26 protein-coding genes are annotated in these 21,452 nt (G+C 60.0%); 11 read left to right on the top strand and 15 right to left on the bottom strand.

Going from position 1 to position 21,452, the window contains the following annotated elements:
* Positions 1-27 precede the first annotated feature (27 nt).
* Positions 28-165, top strand: a complete 138-nt coding sequence (locus TQ38_RS31135) for a helix-turn-helix domain-containing protein (protein ID WP_240198221.1) — start codon at positions 28-30, stop codon at positions 163-165.
* A 123-nt stretch (positions 166-288) separates the two neighbouring features.
* The gene (locus TQ38_RS26190; protein ID WP_043979814.1) at positions 289-753 is read left to right on the top strand and encodes a hypothetical protein; all 465 of its coding nucleotides are present in this window, start codon (positions 289-291) and stop codon (positions 751-753) included.
* Between the two features lie 46 nt (positions 754-799).
* Here the strand turns inward: TQ38_RS26190 and TQ38_RS26195 are convergent, their stop codons facing one another.
* From TQ38_RS26195 to TQ38_RS26210, 4 genes are all read right to left on the bottom strand, one after another.
* Positions 800-1,054, bottom strand: coding sequence for a hypothetical protein (locus tag TQ38_RS26195; protein ID WP_370059849.1), 255 nt, complete (start codon positions 1,052-1,054; stop codon positions 800-802).
* A gap of 119 nt (positions 1,055-1,173) precedes the next feature.
* Positions 1,174-1,590, bottom strand: a complete 417-nt coding sequence (locus TQ38_RS26200) for a hypothetical protein (protein ID WP_043979817.1) — start codon at positions 1,588-1,590, stop codon at positions 1,174-1,176.
* A gap of 137 nt (positions 1,591-1,727) precedes the next feature.
* On the bottom strand, positions 1,728-2,264 hold the full coding sequence (locus TQ38_RS26205; RefSeq protein ID WP_052505994.1) for a hypothetical protein: 537 nt from the start codon (positions 2,262-2,264) through the stop codon (positions 1,728-1,730).
* A gap of 76 nt (positions 2,265-2,340) precedes the next feature.
* The gene (locus TQ38_RS26210) at positions 2,341-2,742 is read right to left on the bottom strand and encodes a hypothetical protein (RefSeq protein ID WP_162792406.1); all 402 of its coding nucleotides are present in this window, start codon (positions 2,740-2,742) and stop codon (positions 2,341-2,343) included.
* A gap of 223 nt (positions 2,743-2,965) precedes the next feature.
* On the opposite strand from TQ38_RS26210, the gene TQ38_RS26215 reads away from it, so the two are divergent.
* The gene (locus TQ38_RS26215) at positions 2,966-3,676 is read left to right on the top strand and encodes a CPBP family intramembrane glutamic endopeptidase (protein ID WP_043979822.1); all 711 of its coding nucleotides are present in this window, start codon (positions 2,966-2,968) and stop codon (positions 3,674-3,676) included.
* Between the two features lie 25 nt (positions 3,677-3,701).
* On the opposite strand, the gene TQ38_RS26220 is transcribed toward TQ38_RS26215, so the two are convergent.
* The 6 genes from TQ38_RS26220 to TQ38_RS30210 form a co-directional block, all read right to left on the bottom strand.
* Entirely contained in the window at positions 3,702-4,004 is a 303-nt protein-coding gene (locus tag TQ38_RS26220; RefSeq protein ID WP_052505995.1) for a hypothetical protein, read from the bottom strand.
* A 91-nt stretch (positions 4,005-4,095) separates the two neighbouring features.
* Positions 4,096-4,362: a type II toxin-antitoxin system Phd/YefM family antitoxin gene (locus tag TQ38_RS26225; RefSeq protein WP_043979827.1), complete on the bottom strand. Its 267-nt coding sequence runs from the start codon at positions 4,360-4,362 to the stop codon at positions 4,096-4,098.
* 91 nt (positions 4,363-4,453) lie between these two features.
* Positions 4,454-4,819: a DUF3768 domain-containing protein gene (locus TQ38_RS26230; protein WP_043979829.1), complete on the bottom strand. Its 366-nt coding sequence runs from the start codon at positions 4,817-4,819 to the stop codon at positions 4,454-4,456.
* Positions 4,820-4,976: 157 nt separating this feature from the next.
* Positions 4,977-5,528, bottom strand: coding sequence for a hypothetical protein (locus TQ38_RS26235; RefSeq protein WP_043979831.1), 552 nt, complete (start codon positions 5,526-5,528; stop codon positions 4,977-4,979).
* A gap of 381 nt (positions 5,529-5,909) precedes the next feature.
* Positions 5,910-7,025, bottom strand: a complete 1,116-nt coding sequence (locus TQ38_RS26240; RefSeq protein WP_043979833.1) for an IS110 family transposase — start codon at positions 7,023-7,025, stop codon at positions 5,910-5,912.
* A gap of 437 nt (positions 7,026-7,462) precedes the next feature.
* A complete protein-coding gene (locus TQ38_RS30210; protein ID WP_162792407.1) occupies positions 7,463-7,939 on the bottom strand; it encodes a hypothetical protein in 477 nt (158 codons plus the stop codon).
* A 191-nt stretch (positions 7,940-8,130) separates the two neighbouring features.
* Here TQ38_RS30210 and TQ38_RS30215 point away from each other — a divergent pair, with 191 nt between their 5' ends.
* Both TQ38_RS30215 and TQ38_RS30220 read left to right on the top strand, forming a co-directional pair.
* Positions 8,131-8,523 carry a hypothetical protein gene (locus tag TQ38_RS30215; RefSeq protein ID WP_162792408.1) on the top strand — a complete coding sequence of 131 codons (393 nt, stop codon included), beginning with the start codon at positions 8,131-8,133 and terminating at the stop codon, positions 8,521-8,523.
* 1,088 nt (positions 8,524-9,611) lie between these two features.
* Entirely contained in the window at positions 9,612-10,460 is an 849-nt protein-coding gene (locus TQ38_RS30220; RefSeq protein WP_162792409.1) for a hypothetical protein, read from the top strand.
* Positions 10,461-10,568: 108 nt separating this feature from the next.
* Here TQ38_RS30220 and TQ38_RS30225 read toward each other — a convergent pair whose 3' ends face one another.
* The 4 genes from TQ38_RS30225 to TQ38_RS26260 all read right to left on the bottom strand — a co-directional run bounded on the left by TQ38_RS30225 (position 10,569) and on the right by TQ38_RS26260 (position 12,882).
* On the bottom strand, positions 10,569-11,225 hold the full coding sequence (locus tag TQ38_RS30225) for a hypothetical protein (protein ID WP_162792410.1): 657 nt from the start codon (positions 11,223-11,225) through the stop codon (positions 10,569-10,571).
* A complete protein-coding gene (locus tag TQ38_RS26250; protein WP_043979837.1) occupies positions 11,207-11,743 on the bottom strand; it encodes a hypothetical protein in 537 nt (178 codons plus the stop codon). Before TQ38_RS26250 ends, TQ38_RS30225 begins: the two co-directional genes overlap by 19 nt.
* Before the next feature lie 173 nt (positions 11,744-11,916).
* The gene (locus tag TQ38_RS26255) at positions 11,917-12,234 is read right to left on the bottom strand and encodes an integration host factor subunit alpha (RefSeq protein WP_043979839.1); all 318 of its coding nucleotides are present in this window, start codon (positions 12,232-12,234) and stop codon (positions 11,917-11,919) included.
* Positions 12,235-12,285: 51 nt separating this feature from the next.
* Positions 12,286-12,882 carry a hypothetical protein gene (locus TQ38_RS26260; protein ID WP_043979841.1) on the bottom strand — a complete coding sequence of 199 codons (597 nt, stop codon included), beginning with the start codon at positions 12,880-12,882 and terminating at the stop codon, positions 12,286-12,288.
* A gap of 247 nt (positions 12,883-13,129) precedes the next feature.
* Here TQ38_RS26260 and TQ38_RS26265 point away from each other — a divergent pair, with 247 nt between their 5' ends.
* The 4 genes from TQ38_RS26265 (at position 13,130) to TQ38_RS26285 (ending at position 17,642) form a co-directional block, all read left to right on the top strand.
* A complete protein-coding gene (locus TQ38_RS26265) occupies positions 13,130-14,041 on the top strand; it encodes a helix-turn-helix transcriptional regulator (protein WP_052505996.1) in 912 nt (303 codons plus the stop codon).
* 791 nt (positions 14,042-14,832) lie between these two features.
* Positions 14,833-15,279 carry a DUF736 domain-containing protein gene (locus TQ38_RS26270; RefSeq protein ID WP_043979843.1) on the top strand — a complete coding sequence of 149 codons (447 nt, stop codon included), beginning with the start codon at positions 14,833-14,835 and terminating at the stop codon, positions 15,277-15,279.
* A 72-nt stretch (positions 15,280-15,351) separates the two neighbouring features.
* A complete protein-coding gene (locus TQ38_RS26275; protein WP_082057952.1) occupies positions 15,352-16,497 on the top strand; it encodes a DUF2493 domain-containing protein in 1,146 nt (381 codons plus the stop codon).
* A 563-nt stretch (positions 16,498-17,060) separates the two neighbouring features.
* A complete protein-coding gene (locus TQ38_RS26285) occupies positions 17,061-17,642 on the top strand; it encodes a hypothetical protein (RefSeq protein ID WP_043979848.1) in 582 nt (193 codons plus the stop codon).
* A 412-nt stretch (positions 17,643-18,054) separates the two neighbouring features.
* Here the strand turns inward: TQ38_RS26285 and TQ38_RS26290 are convergent, their stop codons facing one another.
* A complete protein-coding gene (locus TQ38_RS26290; RefSeq protein ID WP_043979850.1) occupies positions 18,055-18,273 on the bottom strand; it encodes a hypothetical protein in 219 nt (72 codons plus the stop codon).
* Positions 18,274-18,814: 541 nt separating this feature from the next.
* On the opposite strand from TQ38_RS26290, the gene TQ38_RS26295 reads away from it, so the two are divergent.
* Both TQ38_RS26295 and TQ38_RS26300 read left to right on the top strand, forming a co-directional pair.
* Complete coding sequence (locus TQ38_RS26295; RefSeq protein WP_043979852.1) at positions 18,815-19,105, top strand: hypothetical protein; 291 nt, start codon at positions 18,815-18,817, stop codon at positions 19,103-19,105.
* On the top strand, positions 19,095-21,452 hold the full coding sequence (locus tag TQ38_RS26300; protein ID WP_043979855.1) for a type IV secretion system DNA-binding domain-containing protein: 2,358 nt from the start codon (positions 19,095-19,097) through the stop codon (positions 21,450-21,452). Before TQ38_RS26295 ends, TQ38_RS26300 begins: the two co-directional genes overlap by 11 nt.

The raw sequence follows: 21,452 nt of genomic DNA on the forward strand, positions 1-21,452 counted from the left end.
GGGAAGCTCGGTTTATCGCAGGCGGCGTTGGCTAGAAACACCGAGGTGGCGGCCTCGCACATATCGAACCTGGAGAACGGCAAGGCGAACCCCACGCTGGGTCTATTGGTGCAGCTTGCGGATGGCCTGAACTGCACGGTGCCGGACTTGCTGAAGGGACCGTAGGTCGATGGGGCCACCCGCGGATTTCTGAAAACACGTCGCGCGTCGGTTTGAAAAGATCGCGTTCTAGACTTGTTCTCCGGTGCTGGGCAGTATGCCTCTTGGCTTCACCCAAGGAGGATTGACATGAAATTGAAGGATGCGATGCGGGGATACGATTACGATCTCCCGCTGCTGGACGAGTTGAACAACCCGGAGGTGTCGGTATCGCGCCGTCTGCTGGCCGGTGCGTTGATCGGCGAGGGCCTGGATACGGCTTACTTCGCGACGACGGAAATGCTCGAGGCGTTTATCGCGCTCGAGACGGATGCCCGGCACAAGGTCCGGCACGGCGAGGGTTTCCTGATGGCAGAGGAAATCCTGACCGCGAGGAACCCGCTGCAGATGCGCTTGTGGCATCTGCTGTGCGAGAAGGCGATCGGCGAGGGCATGGTCGACCTCGGATGGCTCAAGAGCCTTGCGTTTCGCCGGGGCAACATGGCGCGTGTCCTGCGGGAGGAAAACCTTCCCCTGGAGTATGTGCCGGCGCGCGATCTGGTTGGCGGCGTGACTGCGGCCGACCTCATGGCGACCGTGATCCAGCGTATCTAATCGATACGCTTACCGGATTGGTTTATTAATCCGGTTGGCGTGAAGATCAGGCGACGCGGGCGAGTATGGTTTCCGAGTGATGCGGCTCGCGCCGGGTGACGCGGAAGGGCTGGATGGGATTGTCGGTGCGGACGACGAATTGGTCGACGCCGGTGGTTTCGCGAAGCTGGACAGCGACAGCGTAGCAGTTTTCGAATGAGGCCAGACGGGTACGGCGCGACGAGATTGATAAGACGGTCATGGTGATGTCCTTCGGGTGAAGTGCTGCTGCGGCAGTGAAATGCGACCAGGTGTCGTTCATGGAATGTAGATCGTTGTCGATGTATCGATCATCGGGACCGGATTCGATGGTGGAACGTTGTTCCGGTTAAGTCCCCCATTCGTGGGAGGATCCTTCGATCGACGGGATCGGGACCGCTGCTACGGTTCCGGTCCCGTTATCGTTTGTAGGGCGCCGCGCCGATCGCGCTCGGCCCGCAGGCGTTTGACCACCTCGATGTCGGGATGCGACTGGATCAGGCGGATTAGCGCTTCTGCCGGGAGGCGTGTCGGATCCAGCCTCGGACCTTTGCTCTTTGGCGCGGATCGTCCCAGTTTGATGAGCTGGCGCCTGTTTCGGACTTCGACCAGGAGTTCGCCGCGCTCGGCCTTGGTGAAGGCCCGATCGAGGCCGTAGAGCCAGCCTTGTTTCGCCTGTACCAGCATGGCCTCGCAACGTGCCAAGTCATCATCGTGGCGGCATTCGCGTATCCGATCGACGGTAAGTGTGCGTGCGGTGCCGCGTGTCCGTGCGTAATGATCGCTGCTCAGGGCCTCGATCGCGAACAGGTGGTTCATGTGGCGGACCCATGTAGCCATGCTCTCCCAGGCGAAGGCGTTCGGAGCGGACTTCCTGGGGGTTCGATAGGAGCGCTCGGGAGGAAGTGAGCGGGGCGGCCGCTTGTCTCCGAAGAACAGGTCGGGTTGGCGAACGCTCATGCGATCGGCTCGATGTCGCGTAGTTCGACCATGCGGATTTTGGCCGTGCGTTCGGCGCCGACTGGGTTGAGGAACACATAGCAGTGGTCTTCGAAGGTGCCGGTGCATAATTTCCAGACCACGCCTTCGCGGCCGAGGAAAAGGTGCGGTCCATATTCGGGATCTACGGCTCCCGGTGCATCGATGATGCGGACCCGTTGCCGCACCCGGAGCCAGTTCGTCGCCCCCTGGATGATCGCGGCCTTTTCGACCTTTGAAAGGTATGCGGGCCGATCTGCGCGTTCCGGCCCATAGGCAGCAAAGGGATCGTCCTTCGTGCGTTCGAGTTTCGCCTTGATCGATTCCATCGCTGGAGCCTCGACCTCAGGCGCAGGTCGATGACGCCGATAGTGTGTGATGGTTCGTCCGTTGAATAAGTCGGCCTGGGAGCCGAGGACACGTTTGCTTTGCTGATCCTGCTGATAGGCCCTGCGCCAATGGTCATCAGCGGAGAGAGCGCGCATGGGCGTAGGTTCGGAATAGACGATCGCCATAAGCTCGGCGAACTCCTCCGGGGAAACGGTGGCGAGCTGGCGATTGTATCGCACGGCGCCAGCGGGAAAGGGTTTGCTAGCTACGGTCACGGGTAAGGCCCCCGAAATGGTCCGCCAGCGTCGTTAGATGGACATCGAGCACCCGTTCAGCACCGGCCGGTTCGGGGAGCGAGACGACGGGGAAAAGGCACGGATACCTGAAATCCAACCGGGCATGATAACAGGATAGCTCGCGGACGAGCTGCGATGCCTCGTCTGAGATCAGTTTGGAATCAGGACTGCGCGCCCGGTAGTATTGCTCGGCCCTGTGAAGGTGATGATTGACCAGGTGCATGAGGTCCATTTCATCGTATCCCTGTCTTTCGAGCAGGGCCTTCAAGGATAGTTCGAGAGCATGGCCGACGCAGTGCCAGAACGGGGCTTCAATCTGGTTTCCGTCCAGCAGCACGCGCGCTGCGCGGCCGTGCTGAAGCGCCATCTGCAAATATCGGACACCCAAATCTTCATCATTGCGAGATTGCTCACGCATTGGCTTCTCCTGGGGCTGATGGGATTGCTGCGTCCACGGTCAGGGTTGACCCACAGCGGGCGTGATTCTAGAACGGCACTCGCTCTAAGCTATTGTTATTTAACATAAGTCTTATTATCAACCCGGCGCATTTGCGGTTCGGCAGGGAGCCGATCGACCAGAAAGGTGGACGATGACCGAGTGGACGATCAGCGCTGACGGCGCCGTGGTCGCTCCGATCCGCTCTCCTGTTGCGTCGCTCTGGTTGGTGGCGGCCCTACTCGTGTTCCATCAGGTCGCGCTAACCGTGATCCACTACGGGATCGGCCCAGCCCTGGGTCTCGATCCCGGCGGTGCGTGGTTGGTTTCGGCGACGATCGGGGTGGCCGCGATCCTGGTGCTGCTCATCATCACGCCGGGTCGCTCACATGCAATCCTGCTGATATTGCCGCGCTGGAACGCTCGCACTTTCGGGACGATGCTTGTCGGCCTCGCGATCGCGCAAATCCCGCTCGGCATCCTCGCATTACAAGGTGTGACGGTTTGGCAGGCGGGTGCCGGCAGCAATCTCGACGTCGGGCGGGCGTTGCTCGCGTCGATCTCCGGTCCGTCCGGCCTTGCGCTGCTGGCCGCGACGGTGCTGGTGGCGCCGATGATCGAGGAGCTGCTCTATCGCGGCTATCTGGTCGGTGCACTCATTGAGCGGATCCCGGCAGCCGTCGTCGCGGTCATTTCGGCGGTGCTCTTCGTGACGTTGCACTTCGAGCCGGCCAACCTTGTCGCGTCTCTGTGCTTGGGCCTCGGCGCTGGCCTGTGTGCCGTGCGCACCCGATCGGTACTACCGGGGATGTTCGTGCATATTGCCAGCAACGGCTTCGGCATGTGGTACGCGACGCTCGGTTAGCCGAACCAAGCGGTAGCCCATCCTGTCATTCGGTGCGGTTCGTGATCTTCACCCTTTGGGCGATGATATTCGCCGCCACCTGACGGAATATCTTCTCAGGCATCGACCCGATTACAGGGCTCCCGTCGGCGCCTGATCGCACATCGGGTCCGACCCAAGTGAACTCGTTGATGTCGTTCCATATTATGCGGCTCCTTCGATCGAGGCCGAGGTGATCGATCAGGCGGGGTGGCAAGACAATGGAATGCTCCGGCGAGTAGTCTCGCGTCGTCAGCGGAACGGTGATGACCCGAAGGCGGCCGTGCTTTGGATAAGTGGCAACGACCATGCAAGGTCGGACTTTTCGGCCTTCTTCTTCGCCGCGGTCATGCTCGTGACGCCACAGGTATAGGTAGGAAATGATCTCGCCCGGGCGAGGCTCAGTCCAGGAATTTGTTGGCATCGTAGGACTCTGCAACTGGCTGGGCGGCTGCGATCGCATGGAACGCTTCGTTGCTGAGTTCCTCTGGCAAGAAGGCAACGTGGTCGAGGCGAGCCAGGCGCTCATATTCCGCAGCTGGGAGCATCACGACGCGCGCAGCGCCGTTGCGCTCTACCGCGATCGGGTGGGTCATGGCTTCGTCGTAATAGAAGCCGAAGCGCTTTGACACGTCGGTCGATCGGACCTTTTCAATGTCTAGAGCCATGTTCAGTTCTCCTTGCACACGGAAAGTGAAGTCCGGGATGCATGTCACATTCCGTATAGTACGGAATGTGAGTAATCGCAATCCTGATCCATTAGAGGTCCTCGCGCACCATGATGGTCATGACGCGGCGCGTGACGCTTGCGTCCGCAGGGTCTTCCGAGCCGTAGACAAGGTCCAGGTCGTAGGCGTCGATCGCAAAATAGACCTTCGTGCCGCGATATTCGACATGCCCCCGATCGTGCGGGCTCTCGTTATCCCCGGCAAAGCGGTGCTTGCGGATTGCGGCAAGGATCTCGGCCTGGGCGACGATCTGGGAAGGCCCCTTCCCGTCGCTGAACGTCGCAAGGCAGGTTCGAGTGATGACGGCGCGGCTAGTTCGATCGAGGCCGAGCCGGCAGCGGTCATTGAGACGGGCGATGACTTCGGCGCGCTGGGCGTCGGCGGTGAATGTCGACATGAGCGTCCTTTCAACAGAGGGATGAGGCAGCGAGCGGTATCCTGCCGTCCTGGGGGAGCCAGGCGTTGAGGCTTGGAAGCCATTCCTCGAGCGCAAATTTACCTCCCCCTTTCTCTCTCGCGCCAATGATCCGCAGGGGCGAACATGGTTGGCGTAGTCAGCCTGCAGGCAGGTTCAGTATGTCAGCGAGAGTCAGCGGCGGGGTCGCCCTTGGGTGGCGCACGAAGCTGTAGCCATGTTTGGCAGCGTACTTGTGGACCGCAGCGTAGTTGCGACCCAAGGCGTCGGCCAGATCGCGCAATGCGACACCATTGATGTGGGCGAGACGGAGCGCCCTGCAGTCGTCATCCGTCCAGGGCTTATGAAACCCATGGGTAAGACCCATGGCATGGGCGCGGGTGGTCAACGACGCGCGGGTTCGGCCCATCTGCCGAGCCAGCTCCGTGGTCGGGATCACGCCGTACTGGCGGCGCAATGTGGCTTCCTCGGCCTCGGTCCAGTCCGGCGAAGTGCGCCATCCGCTTTGGTTGGCGTGGCTTCCTCGCAAGCCGAGGTATTCGGCGCGCCAGCGGATCGAAAATCGGCTGCGGCCTAATATGTGCTGCAGCGGCGTGAGGCTTTCGCTCCGCTCGTAAGCTCGCTTGAGCAGGGCGTCTTCCTCAGCGATCCAGAAGCGTCCCCAACCCGGCCCCTGCCCGGTCTTCGCCATCCTGCCTTGCAAGCCGGCCTTGGTGCGCGGCGTATGCCCTGAGGGCATAGCGCGGATGGTACGCCAGACAACGCTCTCATGACTGCCATCTGCGCTGCAGAACGAGTTTATCCTGCCGCCGACCTTTCGGCTAGCGGTGAATTTGGCCTGGCCGGAGTGCCGCGGGCTCCTGATCGACGACGATTGATCAAGCTCTCATCCGCGGATTGGTTACCGCACTACCCGTTGTCCGTCGCTGGACCTTCCTCATTCTAAGCACGGGCGTCGGACTTGCCTGCCCCAACGTTGACCGAGGATTGTCCATCACAGTCGGGTGCCCGCGACACACCGGCCAGGCCTATGTTGCCAGAGGGTTGAGCTGATGCTGAACCCCCTGGCAGGTCAAACCGTCACCTCCGGCTGCACCCGGCGAGCGATGTCCCAAGCGAAGCCCACGAGTTCGCGAGCGATCGCCGTATTGACCTTGGGCTGTGGCTTGCCTGTCGCCGACAATCGGCGAAAACGCTGGCAAAGACGCACCTGCGCCTTCCAACCGATTGCCTGAATATCCTCAGGCAATCCCGCGACACGATCCCGATAACGTCGCTCTTCGCGGGCAGGTAGGCGATATGTCCAGCCTGCCTCGACAAGCATGGTGCGGGCATGAGCGTTGCCGGCCCGCGTAATTCGGCCGCGATGGACGCGTGATCCGCTTGAATATTCCGAAGGCACCAACCCGAGGTAGGCCATCAGTTGTTTCGGATTCTGGAACCGCGTCAAGTCGCCAACCTCGGCGATCAGAGTTGCGGCGACAATCAAGCGAACTCCGCGCAGCGCCTGCAGGCTGCGAACAAGAGCGGCAAATCGCCAGCCCTCCACTGCTTCCGCGAGCGCCGCCTCCAGCCTTTCCACGCGCGCCTGTGCCTCCAGAACGCGATGCTTTGCTTCCTCGAAGGCCAGTTGCTGATGCGGAAAATCGAAACGTTGCTCTGACAGCCAGCGCCAATAGGCTTTGGTCCACGCCGTTTTGCCGCAATACCGTCGATCATGGCGAAGTAGGAAGCTCCGCACCATTTGCTTTGCTGAGGTTGCCGCTTCCTGAGCAGAGCGCCGCGCCCGCACCAGATCCCGGATCGCCTCATGCTCTTCGTCGGGCACCCAGATCGGATCAAGCTCTCCAGCACGCAGCAGGCGGGCCAGCGTCATGGCATCACGCCGATCGGTCTTCACCTGATCGCCAGGCCGTCTGGGCATCATCGACGGCGCAATAACGATACAGGGCTGAGCGAGCTTGGTCAGGAGACGCTGAAGCCCGTAGCCGCACGGCCCCGCCTCATAACACCAGCTGAGCGTGGTGCCGGAACCGCCAAGCCGCTTGACCAAACCGCGCACAGCATCATCCTCATTCGAGATCGTACCGTAGAAGCGAACCTCACCGCCACGCTCACCTTCGGCGACCGCCACCGCGACAGTTTCCTTATGCACGTCCAGCCCGATGTATTTGGTACCTTTTGCCATCGACTATCTCCTTTGCTCTGACCCCCAGGCGAGCAACGCAGATCGGAGCCAAAATGGCTCCCGGCAGTCATTGGGTCTAAGGGCGAACGATAAGCGAACACTTAGGCAGCGCGGCTATCCCCTGGCAGGTTGAGCGCCTTACGTCCTGCGGATGCTGCCGCTTTATCCCAGAGGAAGCCGCTTGAGAAGGCGATATGGGGGTTGAGTAGCAACGGAACAGATAACCTACATAAGGCGGCGCGCCTCGAGGCCGCGCGCCATTCCGGAATGGCAAAAAGTGGTGGAAACCTGCCATAGCGGTCGTGCCTACCAAACGGCTGCCTTCGCCGATAGCCGCCATTCGGCGGTGTCTACGCCGGGCTGGATGAACGGACGTCCAGTGTTGGGCAGGCCGTTTCGCTCCGGAAAGGACGAGAATTGGGGGTGGAAGCAGCCGTTCAGTCCCAAGTTTCGGTCCCGTCACCCAGATGAAGATGCCCTCCGCGGACGGTGAACCAGCGGGCGGGGCCATCCCGTCGGTCCACCAGATGCCATTGAGGTTGTCCCTCGGTGGTGGAGAACGAAAGGAAGCGTATACCGGCGTCTGTTGTAACGACAACTTCGGGCAAAACGCCGAATAGATCACATTGGGCAATCCGCGCATCTCGCAGCAGGGAAAGCGCAGGTTCCCATTGAGCTTCCTCGCTCCAGCTTCCGCAGCAAATTGTGTTTCTATCTTCTACGCGCCAACTCCATTCGACACCCAGCGACACCTCGCCTTCGGGGTTGCCGGAAGAACCATCCTTTCTCGACTGAGGGGATAGTTCGCCAATCTCAATGAATATGGCTGATCCGTAACCACGCCACACGTGGCTAATCGGCAGGCCTATCAGAGAAGCTGCGAACGAATGGAATGCTTCGGTTGGCGTCATCATGACACCGTAATGCCGGTTTATTATGACCGCAAAGAGGGCGTGACCGAAATGGCTGGTTTCGGCCTAGCGATAGCCGAAATAGACCTTCGCTCGGGGGTGAGGAAGGCACTTGGCCAATTGCTGGCCCCCAAAAGATGCCATTCCGGTCTCGCCCCCCTTGCGGACATCGCCTCTTTTGCTAGACATCCGTAATGCTCAGACGAAGCGGCGGCATCGCGATCCTGATGATCTTGGCGTTTCCGTTATCAGGCTGTGGTCCTGATCGGGAGCAAACAAGAATTATTCAACGGACGCCAGCCCCAGATGGCCAACGAGATGCCGTCTACGCCGAAGACATGGGCGGGGGTGCCACCGTCGGCACTGCAGCCAATGTCTATGTAACAGCGCCCGGCATGTTTCCTAAACTAGACCAGCGCATCTTCAGAGGGGAGCGAGTCTGTAATCTGCATGTTCGATGGAAGTCCCGAGATGAAATCGAGATCAAGTATTTTGCCCGCGAGCAGGAGAAGCGATATCCGTTGAGCACATCACCGGTTATCGTGCGATTGCTTTGGCTTGGACGCGACCCAGCGAACGGCTGCTAACACTCCCGATAATTGCCGTTCCAAAGGGCAGATTGCTTGCCCGTAACTTCCGGTTCGTTCATCAGCCTTGTCGTTGATGCGAGAAGCGGCAGCTAACGGCGAGATCAGCGCTTCTCAAGCCGAAGAACGAACGACCGGCATTGGGGCGCGAGCCGCCAGTGCGGAATTTCACGTTTTGGTGGTGAGCGGACATCAGCGATAAACGCAATGATGTTGGACTTAATTTCTGAGCGGAGACCTCGGGGGCGTGACAGTGTTCATCTCGCAAGGCTCCATTTGTGTTTCCGCGATACGCTGAGCTTTTCCAAACATAGTATTAAGAGTCTCGCCTGATGGGTAATTTAGAAAGCTCGTCGAAAGAACCTCGCCAGCTTCGCTCTGACGCTGAATTTCATACCGTCCTCCACTTTGAAGCAGCATCAGCTGATCATCATGATAAGTGAAGTTGGGCTTGTCCTTCACCCATTGAGCCGCTCGATACTCGATGCTTGCGTGCATCTGCGGGTCGTCAGATCGTTGGGGATGCAAACGATAAGTACTGGTCGCCCAAGCCCCGCCAGTAACGCGCCAACGAAGACGTTGGACTGTGTCCGGGGACGCCTCTGCGATAAGGTACTGTGACCGGATTGTGAGGCCAGCAGGTCGAAAACCTCCCTCATAGAACTCATATCCGACACTGAACTCAGTGCTTCCGTCTTCGCTAGTGGTAACCATCGGAAAGTAGGTTGGGGGCATGGACTTGTCGTCAGTTTGGAACAGCATGGCGCTGACCTTGGTATTTCCGCTAACAGCGTCTCCGCGACCGCAAAAACTATCAGCCCACGCCTGCGTCGAGGGCAGGAAAACTACCACTATCAAAAGTTTTCGAAGCATAAACTTCCCCCAATATTATGTCCTTGCTATCGAATTGCTGCTTCCATTGGAAGAGCGCAATCCTGCGCAGGAATGTGCCTCCGGAGCGTCAGCAATGGGGCGGATGCTGCCATTTTCGCGAGATCGTCCGGGAAGGGCGCGAGGTGGTGGATAGCGGAACTTCCGCATTGGTGACAGGATATGGGCTTGATTCGAGCAGGTTAGAGGGATGGGTGATGCAGAAGGTCACGGAGCCCTGGGTTGAAGACATCATTTTATCGATTTGCCCCAGATTGGGCGCGTTCACTCCAAACGTCTATATATCTCCCCCTAATTACAGCGAAACGGCACCGGTAAAAGCGACTAAATCAATCTTAATTGATGCCGTGAGCGGACGATATTCTGGCTCAATCCACGACATATTAGAGTCGACGCCAGTAGTAACTGCGTCGGATTCCGATATCACGAAACTCGGTAATTTCGGGAAGACCGGTGCAGACCAAGTTCAGATCGTGTCTGACGTGTTAAAAAGGATAATCGAGAGCTTTGCACCTCCGAAGTCTGAATTTTATCCCCTGGACGTATCCCTGGCCCGAAAGGGCCGTGAACACTTCGAGGACGGTGGCGGAGAACTCATATATGGTCGCTATTGGCTATGGAATAACTACAACTGGATCGATTTGATCGAAGAGAGTGAAAGCGTCTGGAAAAAGGGCGAGGGAAGGTTCTCTCACGCAGAACATCGCCGTAATGACCTTGATGATTGTCCTATTGAGATCATACGTTACTGGGGGACCAGCAATTACTTGCCACAAAGAAAATTAACATTGCGCGAGGTGGATTATATAAAGAACCCGTTTTTTCGAATTGTGGGTGTCGCAGGTGGCCCCTTCATCGCTCCTGCCGTTGCAGCCGCAATCCATGATGCAGGACTAAGGACCCCAACGGGTGACGTCCAAATCATGGCCACCCCTCTCAATACCCTCGACCTTCCCGATCCAGACGTGAAGCGGAGGCTGCGGATACATAGCTCCAACGAAATATTGGCGAGCTACAGTTCATTTCCGTTGGGCGGGGAACGGTAAAGCATTTCGCTGATCAGACAGAGATTGAATGTCCGCCATGGGGCGGATGCTGCCATTTTCGCGAGATCGTCCGGGAGGGGCGCGAAGTGGTGGGAAGCGGTCGTCCGCCTATTCCGGAGAAATCTTGGTGACGCGTTCCAACTCTACCTGACAGGTGTATGAGTTTAGATGACCAAACAAACCGGGACGAACAGCGATGCGACCCTGCGCCTTAAACCAGTATCTGCCGTCTTTCAGTGAGCCGGGAATGCCAAGCTTCTTAATATCGTCCTCCGCAGACGGCTTAAATTTTAACCAGCAAGGCTGGGGGGAACCATCGACATTAAATGGCCCTTCACATCTCTCCGTACCGTCCACGCAAATGTTTATCTCCAACGCCTCTCGGCCAATGAAGACAAGCCCATTAGTGCGAACCAAGTCTCCGTACTGCGGTGTCGCGAGGTATTGTTCCCAAGGATCGATACGCGCGGCGGGATCAGCTTCTGTCGTCTCAGATCTATCTTGATAGCCGCATGACGAAAGAATAGCTGTGAGTAGCAGAAGGGCTCCAGTTTTCATCTTCATCATATGGTTAAGCCAAGCTCTTCGATAGCGTGCAAGAGCGTTCTGCTGCCACCAACGCCATTGAGATCGGGTGTCCGCAACGGGGCGGAACCTGCCGAACAGGCGGTTTCTTTTGCCGATCGCCAGAAAACCGGCCGTTTTCCTTGTGGGGGCCCGCGCCGGTATCCGGCGATAGGAAGCCGCTACGGCGTCTCCATCCATTTCTGAATCCGTTCCGCCGTCGCCTTGAGCACCTGTTGCACCAGGGCCTGGGAAGCGATCGGTAAATCCGAGGACTGGAAGTCGGCGGCCAGTCGCGCGAGGTCGTCGGTCCAGCAGTGCATCACTACCGTCAAGCGCCCGGCCTGGTCGGCGTGGCCGCCATCGGCGGCTGCCTGAAGCTCGCGCTCCAGGTCGGCGGCGGCGTGCAGCACATGAGTGAGCTTTGCCTTCAGCGGTTCCGGCAATTCAGGCAGATCGCCATGGGGATGGCTGCCCGAGGACAACATGGCCTGGTTGCGTTCGGACATCTCCTCCATGATCCGGGCATATCGCTCAAATCCCGGAAAACGGTCGCACAGGTCGCGCAGTGTCCGGTCGCTGGCGGTGCTGTAGATGCCGTGCAGGTCCTGCATGTGGCCGATCATATGATTGGCAAGGGCGAGCCCGGTGATACCCTGTGCCTCAAGCTGGCGCACACGCAGGTTGATGGCGGCGGCGATACGGCTCGCATCGGTCATCCAGCATCGTCCTTCTATTGCAATTCTCGTGAACACATCGCCTTCGATTGCAGGCAGCGCCGGATGATTGCAACCGCTATGCCCATTGCAGCCCGTGCGGAGCGGACTGCCCCTGTTGCAGTTCCGGGCGTCCATCATTGCGAGCCGCTGCACGTAGAATTCGTCGCCGGCGTCTACGCTGGCTCTGATCCCCCTCCGTTTGCAATCTGGTCCTTCAGTTGGTGGCTAGCCCTGAACGTCAGCACCCGCCGCGGCGAGATGGGAGCTTCCTCACCCGTCTTGGGATTACGGCCAACCCGCGCACCCTTGTCGCGCAGCAGGAACGTCCCAAAGCCGGCGATCTTGACGTTCTCGCCGCGCTCAAGGGCAGAGCCCATCTTCTCCATGATCGCCTCCACCATCGCCAGCGATCCCGTCTGGGATATACCGAGGTTGCGATTGATGGCGCCGGCAATCTCGGCTTTCGTCAACGTTTCGCTCGACTTGCCCAAATCCAGCCCTTTCAATGTGCTAGGCGACCCATAGCACAGGCAAACGCTTCGTTACGATCGGCAATGATCCCGGTGTCGGTCGAGCGGTGGACGTGCGGCGGTCAGATTGATGAACAGATACGTGAACGCCATGCCGGCGATGAAACACATCACCGCCCCGGCCCGCCCGTATTCGACGAAACCGGCATATGGGGCCACGACCAGGAACACCATCGCCGCAACCAGCTGGGCAAGCTCAAGCATCATGGCCCGTTCGAGCAATTCTTGCTGCCTGCGGCGCCGGTCAGGCGAGACCTGGCGCACCTGCCCTGCCCGGTACACTTCCCCGCCAAACTCCACCTCACCCGCTGGATCATCCAGCAGCTGCACCTCGATCCGCATGCGGATCAGCGCATTGTCGCGGAGGTTTCGGATCTGATGACTCGTCAGGTCAAGTGACGCCGCGATTTGCGTGGTGGGCATCGGCGCGCAGCCGATCCCGAACGATAGTCTCACAATACGCTCCTGGCGGGGCGTGCAGACCTGAAGCAACCGCGCCACCAACTCCCGATCCTCGATCCACCGAAATGCGTCACCGCTCGCGACGGCCCGGACTTCGTCCAGGGACAAGACGTCAACGGCGTCGCTAGGATCAAAAACCTGCGGCATCCCGCGATAATCTACATCGATCGGCGGCTTTCAAGCCCGAAATGGCCCACGCAACAGCATGCAACGCGGTGGCATCAAAATATCTCGCGACAGGATCGCGAGGCGCTCAACGCTATGCTGCAATGCCTGATTGCCAGCAAAGCGGTTTGCCTTCCAAAGCGATCCTTCTCAGGACCGTGCTGACACCCCTTTTGACCACACGTAAGGCGTGTTATTAAACCCTCAAAATGTGTCATGAGGAAGCGCCATGAACAATATGAAGAGCCTTCGCGAAGCTGCCGGCCTCTCTCAAAGCGCCGTCGCAAAAGCACTCAGCACGACACAGCAGACCTATCAGCGCTGGGAGACCGGAAAGTCGCAACCGCCGATCGATGCCCTCCAAAACATGGCCCTCCTCTTCAAGGTCCCGCTCTCACGCATCATCGGTACACCGGACGGCTCAACCCTCGGCTTCGAGCCCAACCACTACTTGATAACCGACGATGACTCGGGGTTCTGGGGGCACCTCGGCATCCAGCTGGACCAAAAGTCCAACTCGCTATGGTTTCCCATCTCCGCAAGCGAACAACATCGCCTCGCAGCCCATCTCAGCAACTACGACCCCGGCGACATCGTGCAAGCAGGCACCCTCAACAACCGGCTGCTCCTCTTCAGCATGGACGCCGTTAACCGCGTGCGCTTCCTCGAAGACGCCTGCGACCAACCGTCAGACGACACAGGGTGGTTGGCCAAGGACGCCTCACCTCTCGACGACTTCAATGGCCAGCCCACCATCTTGTACGAAGCCATGATCGCAGTTGCTGAAGGGGACTTTGGCAAAGAGGAAACCCTGGGTGACGCCGTCATGGAGCACGCACGCCAGCACCTCGAAGCGCTCAACCTGACCGACCAACAACTCGATGCCGCCCTCATTCAAACTCGTATCCATCTCATCGATGGCATCGTAATCAAAACCAAGCCAGACGACATGAGCCTCCTCGCCCTCACAATCGAAATGGCAGCCGGCTTTGGCGAACACCTGATCGCCATCAACGACGACAATGAATGCCTGGATCTCATCAACCGCGATAGGATCGTTCTCGTCGACATCCCCCTTACAGCCTACGCCAAAAGCCAGGACCAAATTGCCCCGAAAAACCCGTTCGAGCAGGACAACTGACCTGCAAACCTGAACGTATGCGAAGGCATCCACTCGTTCTCCCCAACCGATTGGGAGGCATCCCGCCCAAGGGCGGGACCGGGCTCTAGTCGCCTGTGGCTCCCGGAGCCCCGCAAAAGCGGGTCTCCGCCCTGCGGGTATCGATCCCTTGCCCAGCATCGCGTAACGCCCACAAGGGCCGTGCGATCCCATCTGGGCCACGCCCGGACATACCCCCCTGCCCTGCGACGAACCTCAGCCCTTACGCCGGCGCCGCGCCAGGCAGCCTTCGGCTAAGGAATCATCCGCAAAGCGGATGATGGTTTTCTTTGGGCCAATGATTTCATCACACCGTTCGCCGCCTCCCAGTGTCCCTTCGTTGCAGAACTGTCCGTCGGGGTCGGCGCGTACCGCGCCTCAACAGAAATACCGGGCCTGAAGGCCCTACGGTTTCCACCCTGCGGGCGGAGCCTCCGTCATTTCTGTTGCCCCCGACGGCCAGCCCCGGCCCTTGCGACCCTGCGAGGACGGCTCCGTGTGCGATGAAATCATAGCCCGGCTCCGCCCACAGACACAGTAGAAGAATAATTGTCCGCATGAGCGGCCAATGCGTTGTTTGTAGTTATTCTATACGGTCACTAGTAGTTCCCTTTAAGATGCTCGGACTCACCATGTACGATGAAATGCAGTCAAGTAATCAATGACCTGTAATACTTGGAGTTTAGCGGGTATAAGAAAGGGGCAGGCAGGGAAGGGGAAAGGCCCCGGACCACCGGCAAGGGGGAGAAGCCCCCGCTAACGGAGTAAATGCTATGAACATCGGTTCCTTCAAGCTCGTAAACGGCCAGCTCCTCGGTTCGGTCGCCACCGTCACCATCGACCTTGCCCGCCTTGGCCTGCGCCCCGTCGAGAGCGACAACGACAAGGCCCCCGCGTTCGAGATCATGGTTCTGAACGTCGCCAAGCGCTGGGTGCAGATCGGCGCACTTTGGGAAGCCACCAGCAACAGCAGCGGAGAGGTTTTCTATCAGGGACGCCTTGACGATCCCAGCCTGCCCGAGCCGCTGCAGATCATGCTCTTCGGGGACGACGAAGACGGTTACCGCGTCGTGTGGAACCGCCCTGCCCCGCGTCGTGAAAATCTGGATGGTTCGCGCCAGAGCCGCCGCCGCCAGCGTGACGACAATTTCGGTGAAGGCAACGCCACCGACGACGGCCGCATCGCCGACGACCTGAACGACGAAATCCCCGCGTTCTAAGCCTCCAACGGGAAGGGAGAGGGTTGCCCCCCTCTCCCGACCCTATCGCAACCACTGCCAAGGATTGTGACCATGAACAACGATACGAATAGCCCTCGCTACACCTGCTTTGCCGACCTCGCAAAGGCCATCGGCACCACCCCGCAGGACTTGCGCAAGCAGTACCTCGACAAGGCGATTGCCGACACCATCCGCGCCGACGAACAGGGAGCGGCATCGACCCCCGACGAGATGGACGCCGTCGCCCGCGAAATCGAGATTGCCGACATGATCCGCGAAGGCACCGTGCTGGACAGCTTCCACGAAGCGTTTGGCGAAGTCGGCGCGCTTTCCATCGTCGAGATCGGCGCGGATGCGCAGGAACTGGACATGCCCGAACCCGCCGAGGCGCAGGCCGATTGCCACGCCATCGTCACCACCATCTTTGACCTCTTCCGCGATACCCGCCTTGAGCCGAGCGCACAGGCGATCGCATGGGGCATCGTCAATTCGTTCCACTACGAAGCGCAGAAGCTGGCCCGCGAGGAAGACACCCTCTCCCGCGACCTTGGCGAGCTTATCCGCCGCTATGACCCATCGGAGATTTACGCCATCGAGGTGGAGGAACTGACCCTTCGCGCACAGACCAAGACCGAGCAGCGCAGCGCTATCGAATGCATGCGCGACTATGCCGCCGACTGCTACCGCACCGAGACGGGGCACCCTTGGAGCGCCGCGCGGGGAACGAAGGTTTCCAGCGCCACCAACGCAAGCCAGATTGCCGCCGCCGATTTCCTGAAAGCGCGGGCAACCGCCATTCGTGAAAAGCGCAATCCGACCGGCCCGCTTGTCGTGTTCTCCGGCGGTCAGGACTGGCACGACTTCCAGCAGCTTTACGACCGGCTCGACCAGATCAAGGCCCGCATCCCCAACATGACGCTTTGCACCACGGCGCAGCGCAAGGGAGCCGACGCTATCGCCGCAGCATGGGCCGCAAAGTCTGGCGTTCCCATGGTTGCCTTTACCCCGCAGAGCGCCCGCTATGGCAACAGCGCAGGTTTCAAGCGCAATGACCAGCTTGTGAGCCTCCGGCCCGTCGAAGCAATCATCTGTCAGGGATCGGGCCTGCAAAGCCACTTGCTCGACAAATTGAAGGAGGCGAACGTTCCCTGCCACGCCTTCCGCTACGACAAGCAAACTCCCATTGCCGCAGAGCCAAAGCGCCAGCTTTGGGCATGACGTGATCGGGCGGCGCAAGGCGCGTCGCCCCCCTCTTTCCTTGGCAGGAAGTGACTGGGCCAGCGACGGGGCAACCCCCCCGGCGCTGGCCCTTTGTCGTTTACGTTGCGTCTGTGGGGGAAACCCTACGGTTCCCCCCACGCCAGGTCGCCGCGCGCGCCGCCGCCAACATCGCCCCCGCCGGGGCTCGTTACCGGCGACGCGCGCGGCGACCTTGCCCCCTCCGGTGTCGTGCTGCCGCAGACCTGGCGGACACCGGCGCTGCAGAATTTGGCCGCGCGCAAAACGAGGGCGCGTGTGCAGCGTCCGGGCATCGAACCCGGACGCTGCAGCTGCCGCATTTGATTGTCAGGGGTAGCTTGAAACAGGCGGCCGGCGCGCTGCTCGGGAGGGCGTAGGGGGACCCACGCGCCGGCCATGACCAACGCTACCCCGAAGACCGACCTTTGCAGCCCCCCAAGAGACAAATCGTGGAAATGATGGGCCGAGACGATCAGGTCCATCAATGCCTTGGAGAGGAGGCAGGAAAGGAACGGCGTTCCACCGATAAAGGACATTGGCCGATGACCATCACCTTCCGCGTCAAGGACGACGCCGCCACCCCCGTCATGCCACTTCATCTTACCACCTTGCGCGTCGCCGCCTTGCGCAAACTTCTTGGCCAGCATGCCGCGCGCCACGAGGACGATTACATCTTTCCCATCCACGGCACCCCCGACACCCCGGTTTACGCATTCGAGGCCCGTGTCTGCCCGATCCCGCTCGCTGAACTGAGCCGCGTCTTCTTCCATTACGAACCGGCCATCGCCCTGTTCGACGAGGCCCAGTATCACCGCCGCCGCGTTCGCGTCTCGCGATCCGCGCGCCACGCCGATCCTATCCTCGACATCGCCGCCAGTTCCGACAACGCGCCCCAGCTCGCAATGACCAACGTACACGCCTACGCCCTGCTCAAAACCCTCGGTCTGCGACCCGACAGCTACGGCGCGATCCCCATCGCCGACGTGCGCCAACGGCTTATCGATCCCGCCATCCGCCAGCGCCTCGATGCAGACCCGCGCGGGATCGGGCAGTTCGTCCCGACGCTTGACCAGATGGCCGCCCTCAAAACACCCCAGGGAGCCCTCACCATAGCGTGGACCTGACGCCATCGGCGCCGCGCAACACCGGCTTGAAAGCCAGCGTTCATCTCGCCCCTGCTATCTGACCCTTCTGTGGGTGGTCCCCTCCGCCCACGAGGCATCACAGCCTCTCTCCCAACCCTACGGGAGGCGCTGGCCTGACGGTCCGTGCCTCCCTTTTTTTGCTTGCTGCCGCTCAGACGGCTACGCCGCGCCCACCCTGCTCGCTCGCCTTGGACTGGCGTCCAGGGCTACGCATCGCGGGAGCCGATTTTGCCCGGCACGAAAGGGGGCGCCCTGCCCTGCTCGCTCGGCTTGGCCTGACGGCCAGGCCTACGCATCGCAGAGGCCTTTTCCGCTGAAAAGAGAATGGCCGCGCAGGGCTTCGCCCCACGCGGCCATTGGCACGGACGATCGCCGCGATCCGTCTTCCGGCTTACGCCTTCAGACGCTTCTCGACCTCGTCCACTCCCAGCGTCTTCACCGCTGCCATGATCTGCTCCAGTCGGTCCAGCGGCAGCTTGAGCAAACCCGCCTTCTCGACCGTCCCGATCGCCGCATCTCGTAGCTTGGCAAAGTGCGCCTTTCGGCGTTCCGCCAGCTTGCGTTCCTCAGCCTCGATCGCAGCCATTTCAGCGTCCAGTGACTTCGCCATTGCTTGTACCTTTTCGGTCAGGCTGATCGGGTCTGAACCCGACTTACATAGCGCCCACTGACCTTCTCGAAAAGATACCCCGTACACCCCTACGACTGCACGCATTCACACGAGGATTTCATGACCGAAACATCATGCCTGGACCGCCTGCGACGTTCCAGATTGCAGGCATTTCCGCCTCACGGCGGTCCAGTGCCCAGCGGAATCGCTGACCTGACCCGGACGACCTCGAAGGACCAGGGCCACCCAGCAATCGATGATGGATCGGGACTAAGGGAGAGCACACCGAACGCAACTCGGTTGCATTAGTTACGTTCTATTTCAACACGTTAGCGGAATTTTGGGTTGATCCCATCCGATCCCGCTGGCGACTTCAAACGATCCCGTTCACTTAAACCGCAGAAATACGCCATTTCCGCGGTATCGAATGGGATCGCTGCAAGGCTGAAGAACTTAAGATCGGTCTTGCAAGACCGTTGCCGGCCCTGTATTTCGAACATGCCTTTCTGAAGCTCACCATCCTCCCTGCTAGGAGGTTGGTTTGAAAACTACCTACACTCAGCGAACCATCCGGTTCGACCCAAGACAGCTTCACCGTCTTGAAGCCGTAGCTGCTCAACAAGGGCGCACGGTTCCTGACATCTTGCGGCTCATCATCACCAATTATCTTGATGGCCAATCTGCGCTCACCGCGAGCCAGAGAAGACAAGCCAGGGTAACCGAGTACGCGCAGATCGCCCTCGACGCGATCATCCAGGAACAACACCCCGAATATCGCGAACGCATACTGGCGGAAACGGACCGCCGGATGGAGCGTTATCATGGCGCGTAAAGAACCCAAAAAAGCCCCCAAAAAGGCTCCCAAAAAGGACATCCGCGACGACGGCCGGCACATCCCGCTGGAGCACCATACGGCCCGCGGCGATGTCCCCCGTAACTCCGGCAACTTCACCCGCGGAAGCCAGCTCCTGACCACCCAGGTCTGGATGTGGTCGCAAGGCGCGAGACTGCCGCTTGTGATGTGGCTGGTCCTCTTCGCGCTGTCCTATTTCATCATCCTGTCGGTCACCCTCAACGAGAACAACGTGCAGCTGATCTGCATGCGTATTCTCTCGGCGCTGTGGGACTGGGTTGCGCTCGACAATCTCAAGCAGGTCAACCTGCGTCTGCCGGACAATTCCGTGCACCGCACGGTGATGGGCTACGTGCCCTTTGTACCGGAAGTCGCCGCCGCCTGGGGCAAGGCGGTACGGGGCATCTTAGGCTCCATGCTGATCGCCTCTTTCGTGACCGTTCCTGCCGCAATCTGGTACGTGGAATTTGCGAACCGGCGCGGTAAATCCATCGTCCAGGAACGACACGAGCGCGGCGCCATGCTGGTCGAGCGCGATATGCTCTATGAGGAGATCGTCCAGCACAACACAATCGAGTTCGAAAAGGACGCGGCCAAGCTGTTCCCGAATCTGTCCGTAAAGCAGGTTCTCCAGCTTCCTTTTGCCGACCGCAAGGCAGCTGGAATCCACCATCCCTACGACCTCGCCGGCATCCCTTACCCGCACCGCCTCGAGCAGTCTCACACCATGCTCATCGGCACCACGGGCGCCGGCAAAACCACTGTCCTTCGCCACCACATCGCGCAGATGCGAAAGCGCCAGGACACCGCCGTGGTCTTCGATCTTACCGGGGCTTACGTCGAGGCGTTCTACGACCCGGAACGCGACACCATCCTCAACCCGCTGGACCAGCGCTGCCCGGCCTGGTCGATCTTCGACGACTGCACTACGTACAGCGAATTTACCGCTGCCGCCTCGGCGCTTATTCCCTCCGACGGCGGATCGTCCGAACCGTTCTGGGCGCTCGCCGCACGCACCCTTTTTATCGAAATGTGCATGAAGCTCATCGAGCGCGGCGAGACCACCAACAAGGCGCTCGCCGACAACCTGATGACCGCCGATCTGAAGAAGGTTCATCTCTACCTTCAGAAGACGATCGCCGACCCCCTCACCGCGCCGGAAGCCGCTCGCATGGCAGAGTCCATCCGCGCCGTATTCAACACCAACGCGCAGGTCCTGCGGTTCCTGCCCGACGAGGGTCAAAGCTACTCGATCAGGGACTGGATGACCCGCGATAAGAAGCCGGGGTCGATCCTCTTCATCACCTCCAATTATACCGATCTGGAAATGAACCGAGCGCTGCTCACGCTCTGGTCCAACCTCGCCATCCACGCCCTGATGTCGATGCCGCGCACGCGCTCGCTTCGCACATGGTTCATCTTCGACGAGCTTGGCGCCCTGCATCGGCTTCCCGCCATCGAGAGCGGGCTGCAGACCGCACGTAACTTCGGCGGCGCTATGATCCTCGGCCTCCATTCGTTCGAGAAGCTGATCCAGGTCTACGGCGAGGAAAATGCGCGCAACCTCTCGTCACTGGCGCGCACCAAGCTGATCCTCGCTGCCGCCGATCTCGACACGGCCGAGCAGTGCTCGCGCTACATCGGCAACCGGGAAATCCGGCAGATGGATGAGGGTTACAGCTACGGCTACAACAGTACCCGCGATGCATCCACGCTGACGCCGCGCAAGCAGATCGAGCCACTGGTCATTCCCGACGACATCACCAACCTCCCTGCCCTGCACGGCTTCGTGAAATTCCCCGACGGGTTTCCTGCCGCGCGCATCCTCCTTCAGTGGCGCGACTATCCCGATGTCGCCAAAGGCTTCATCAAGCGCAAACCAAAAAAGCCGGACGATCCTGAAGGCACAGTTCGCGGAAGAGGGGGTAAGCCGAAAGGTGGAGGCGACGATGGCGGGCGCGGCGAAACGTTCGCTCTCACCGAGGAGGAAATCTCAGAACGGGATATCCCGGTAGCGTTTGCGGCGGGGATCCTTTCGGCGCCGAGTGAGGAACAGGAACGGCAGGCCCGGGACGTTGCCCGCGAGATCGCGGAACGAATAGATCCCAGTGCTCCACGCGATACCGATCGCAAGCCCTCTAGTGATACTCGAGACGAGCGCGAGCGCAGCACGGATGCGACCAACGTTGTCCCGATCAAACAGTCCGATCGCGACAAGGATACTCCGCGCCCAGAGCAACCGGACCGTGAAGACCTGGGTGTCCGGGAGGCCCGTGAGAATTTCAGTCGCGAGCATGGTGATGATGACATGGGCATTGGGGACTGA

Source organism: Novosphingobium sp. P6W (assembly GCF_000876675.2).
GTDB lineage: Bacteria > Pseudomonadota > Alphaproteobacteria > Sphingomonadales > Sphingomonadaceae > Novosphingobium.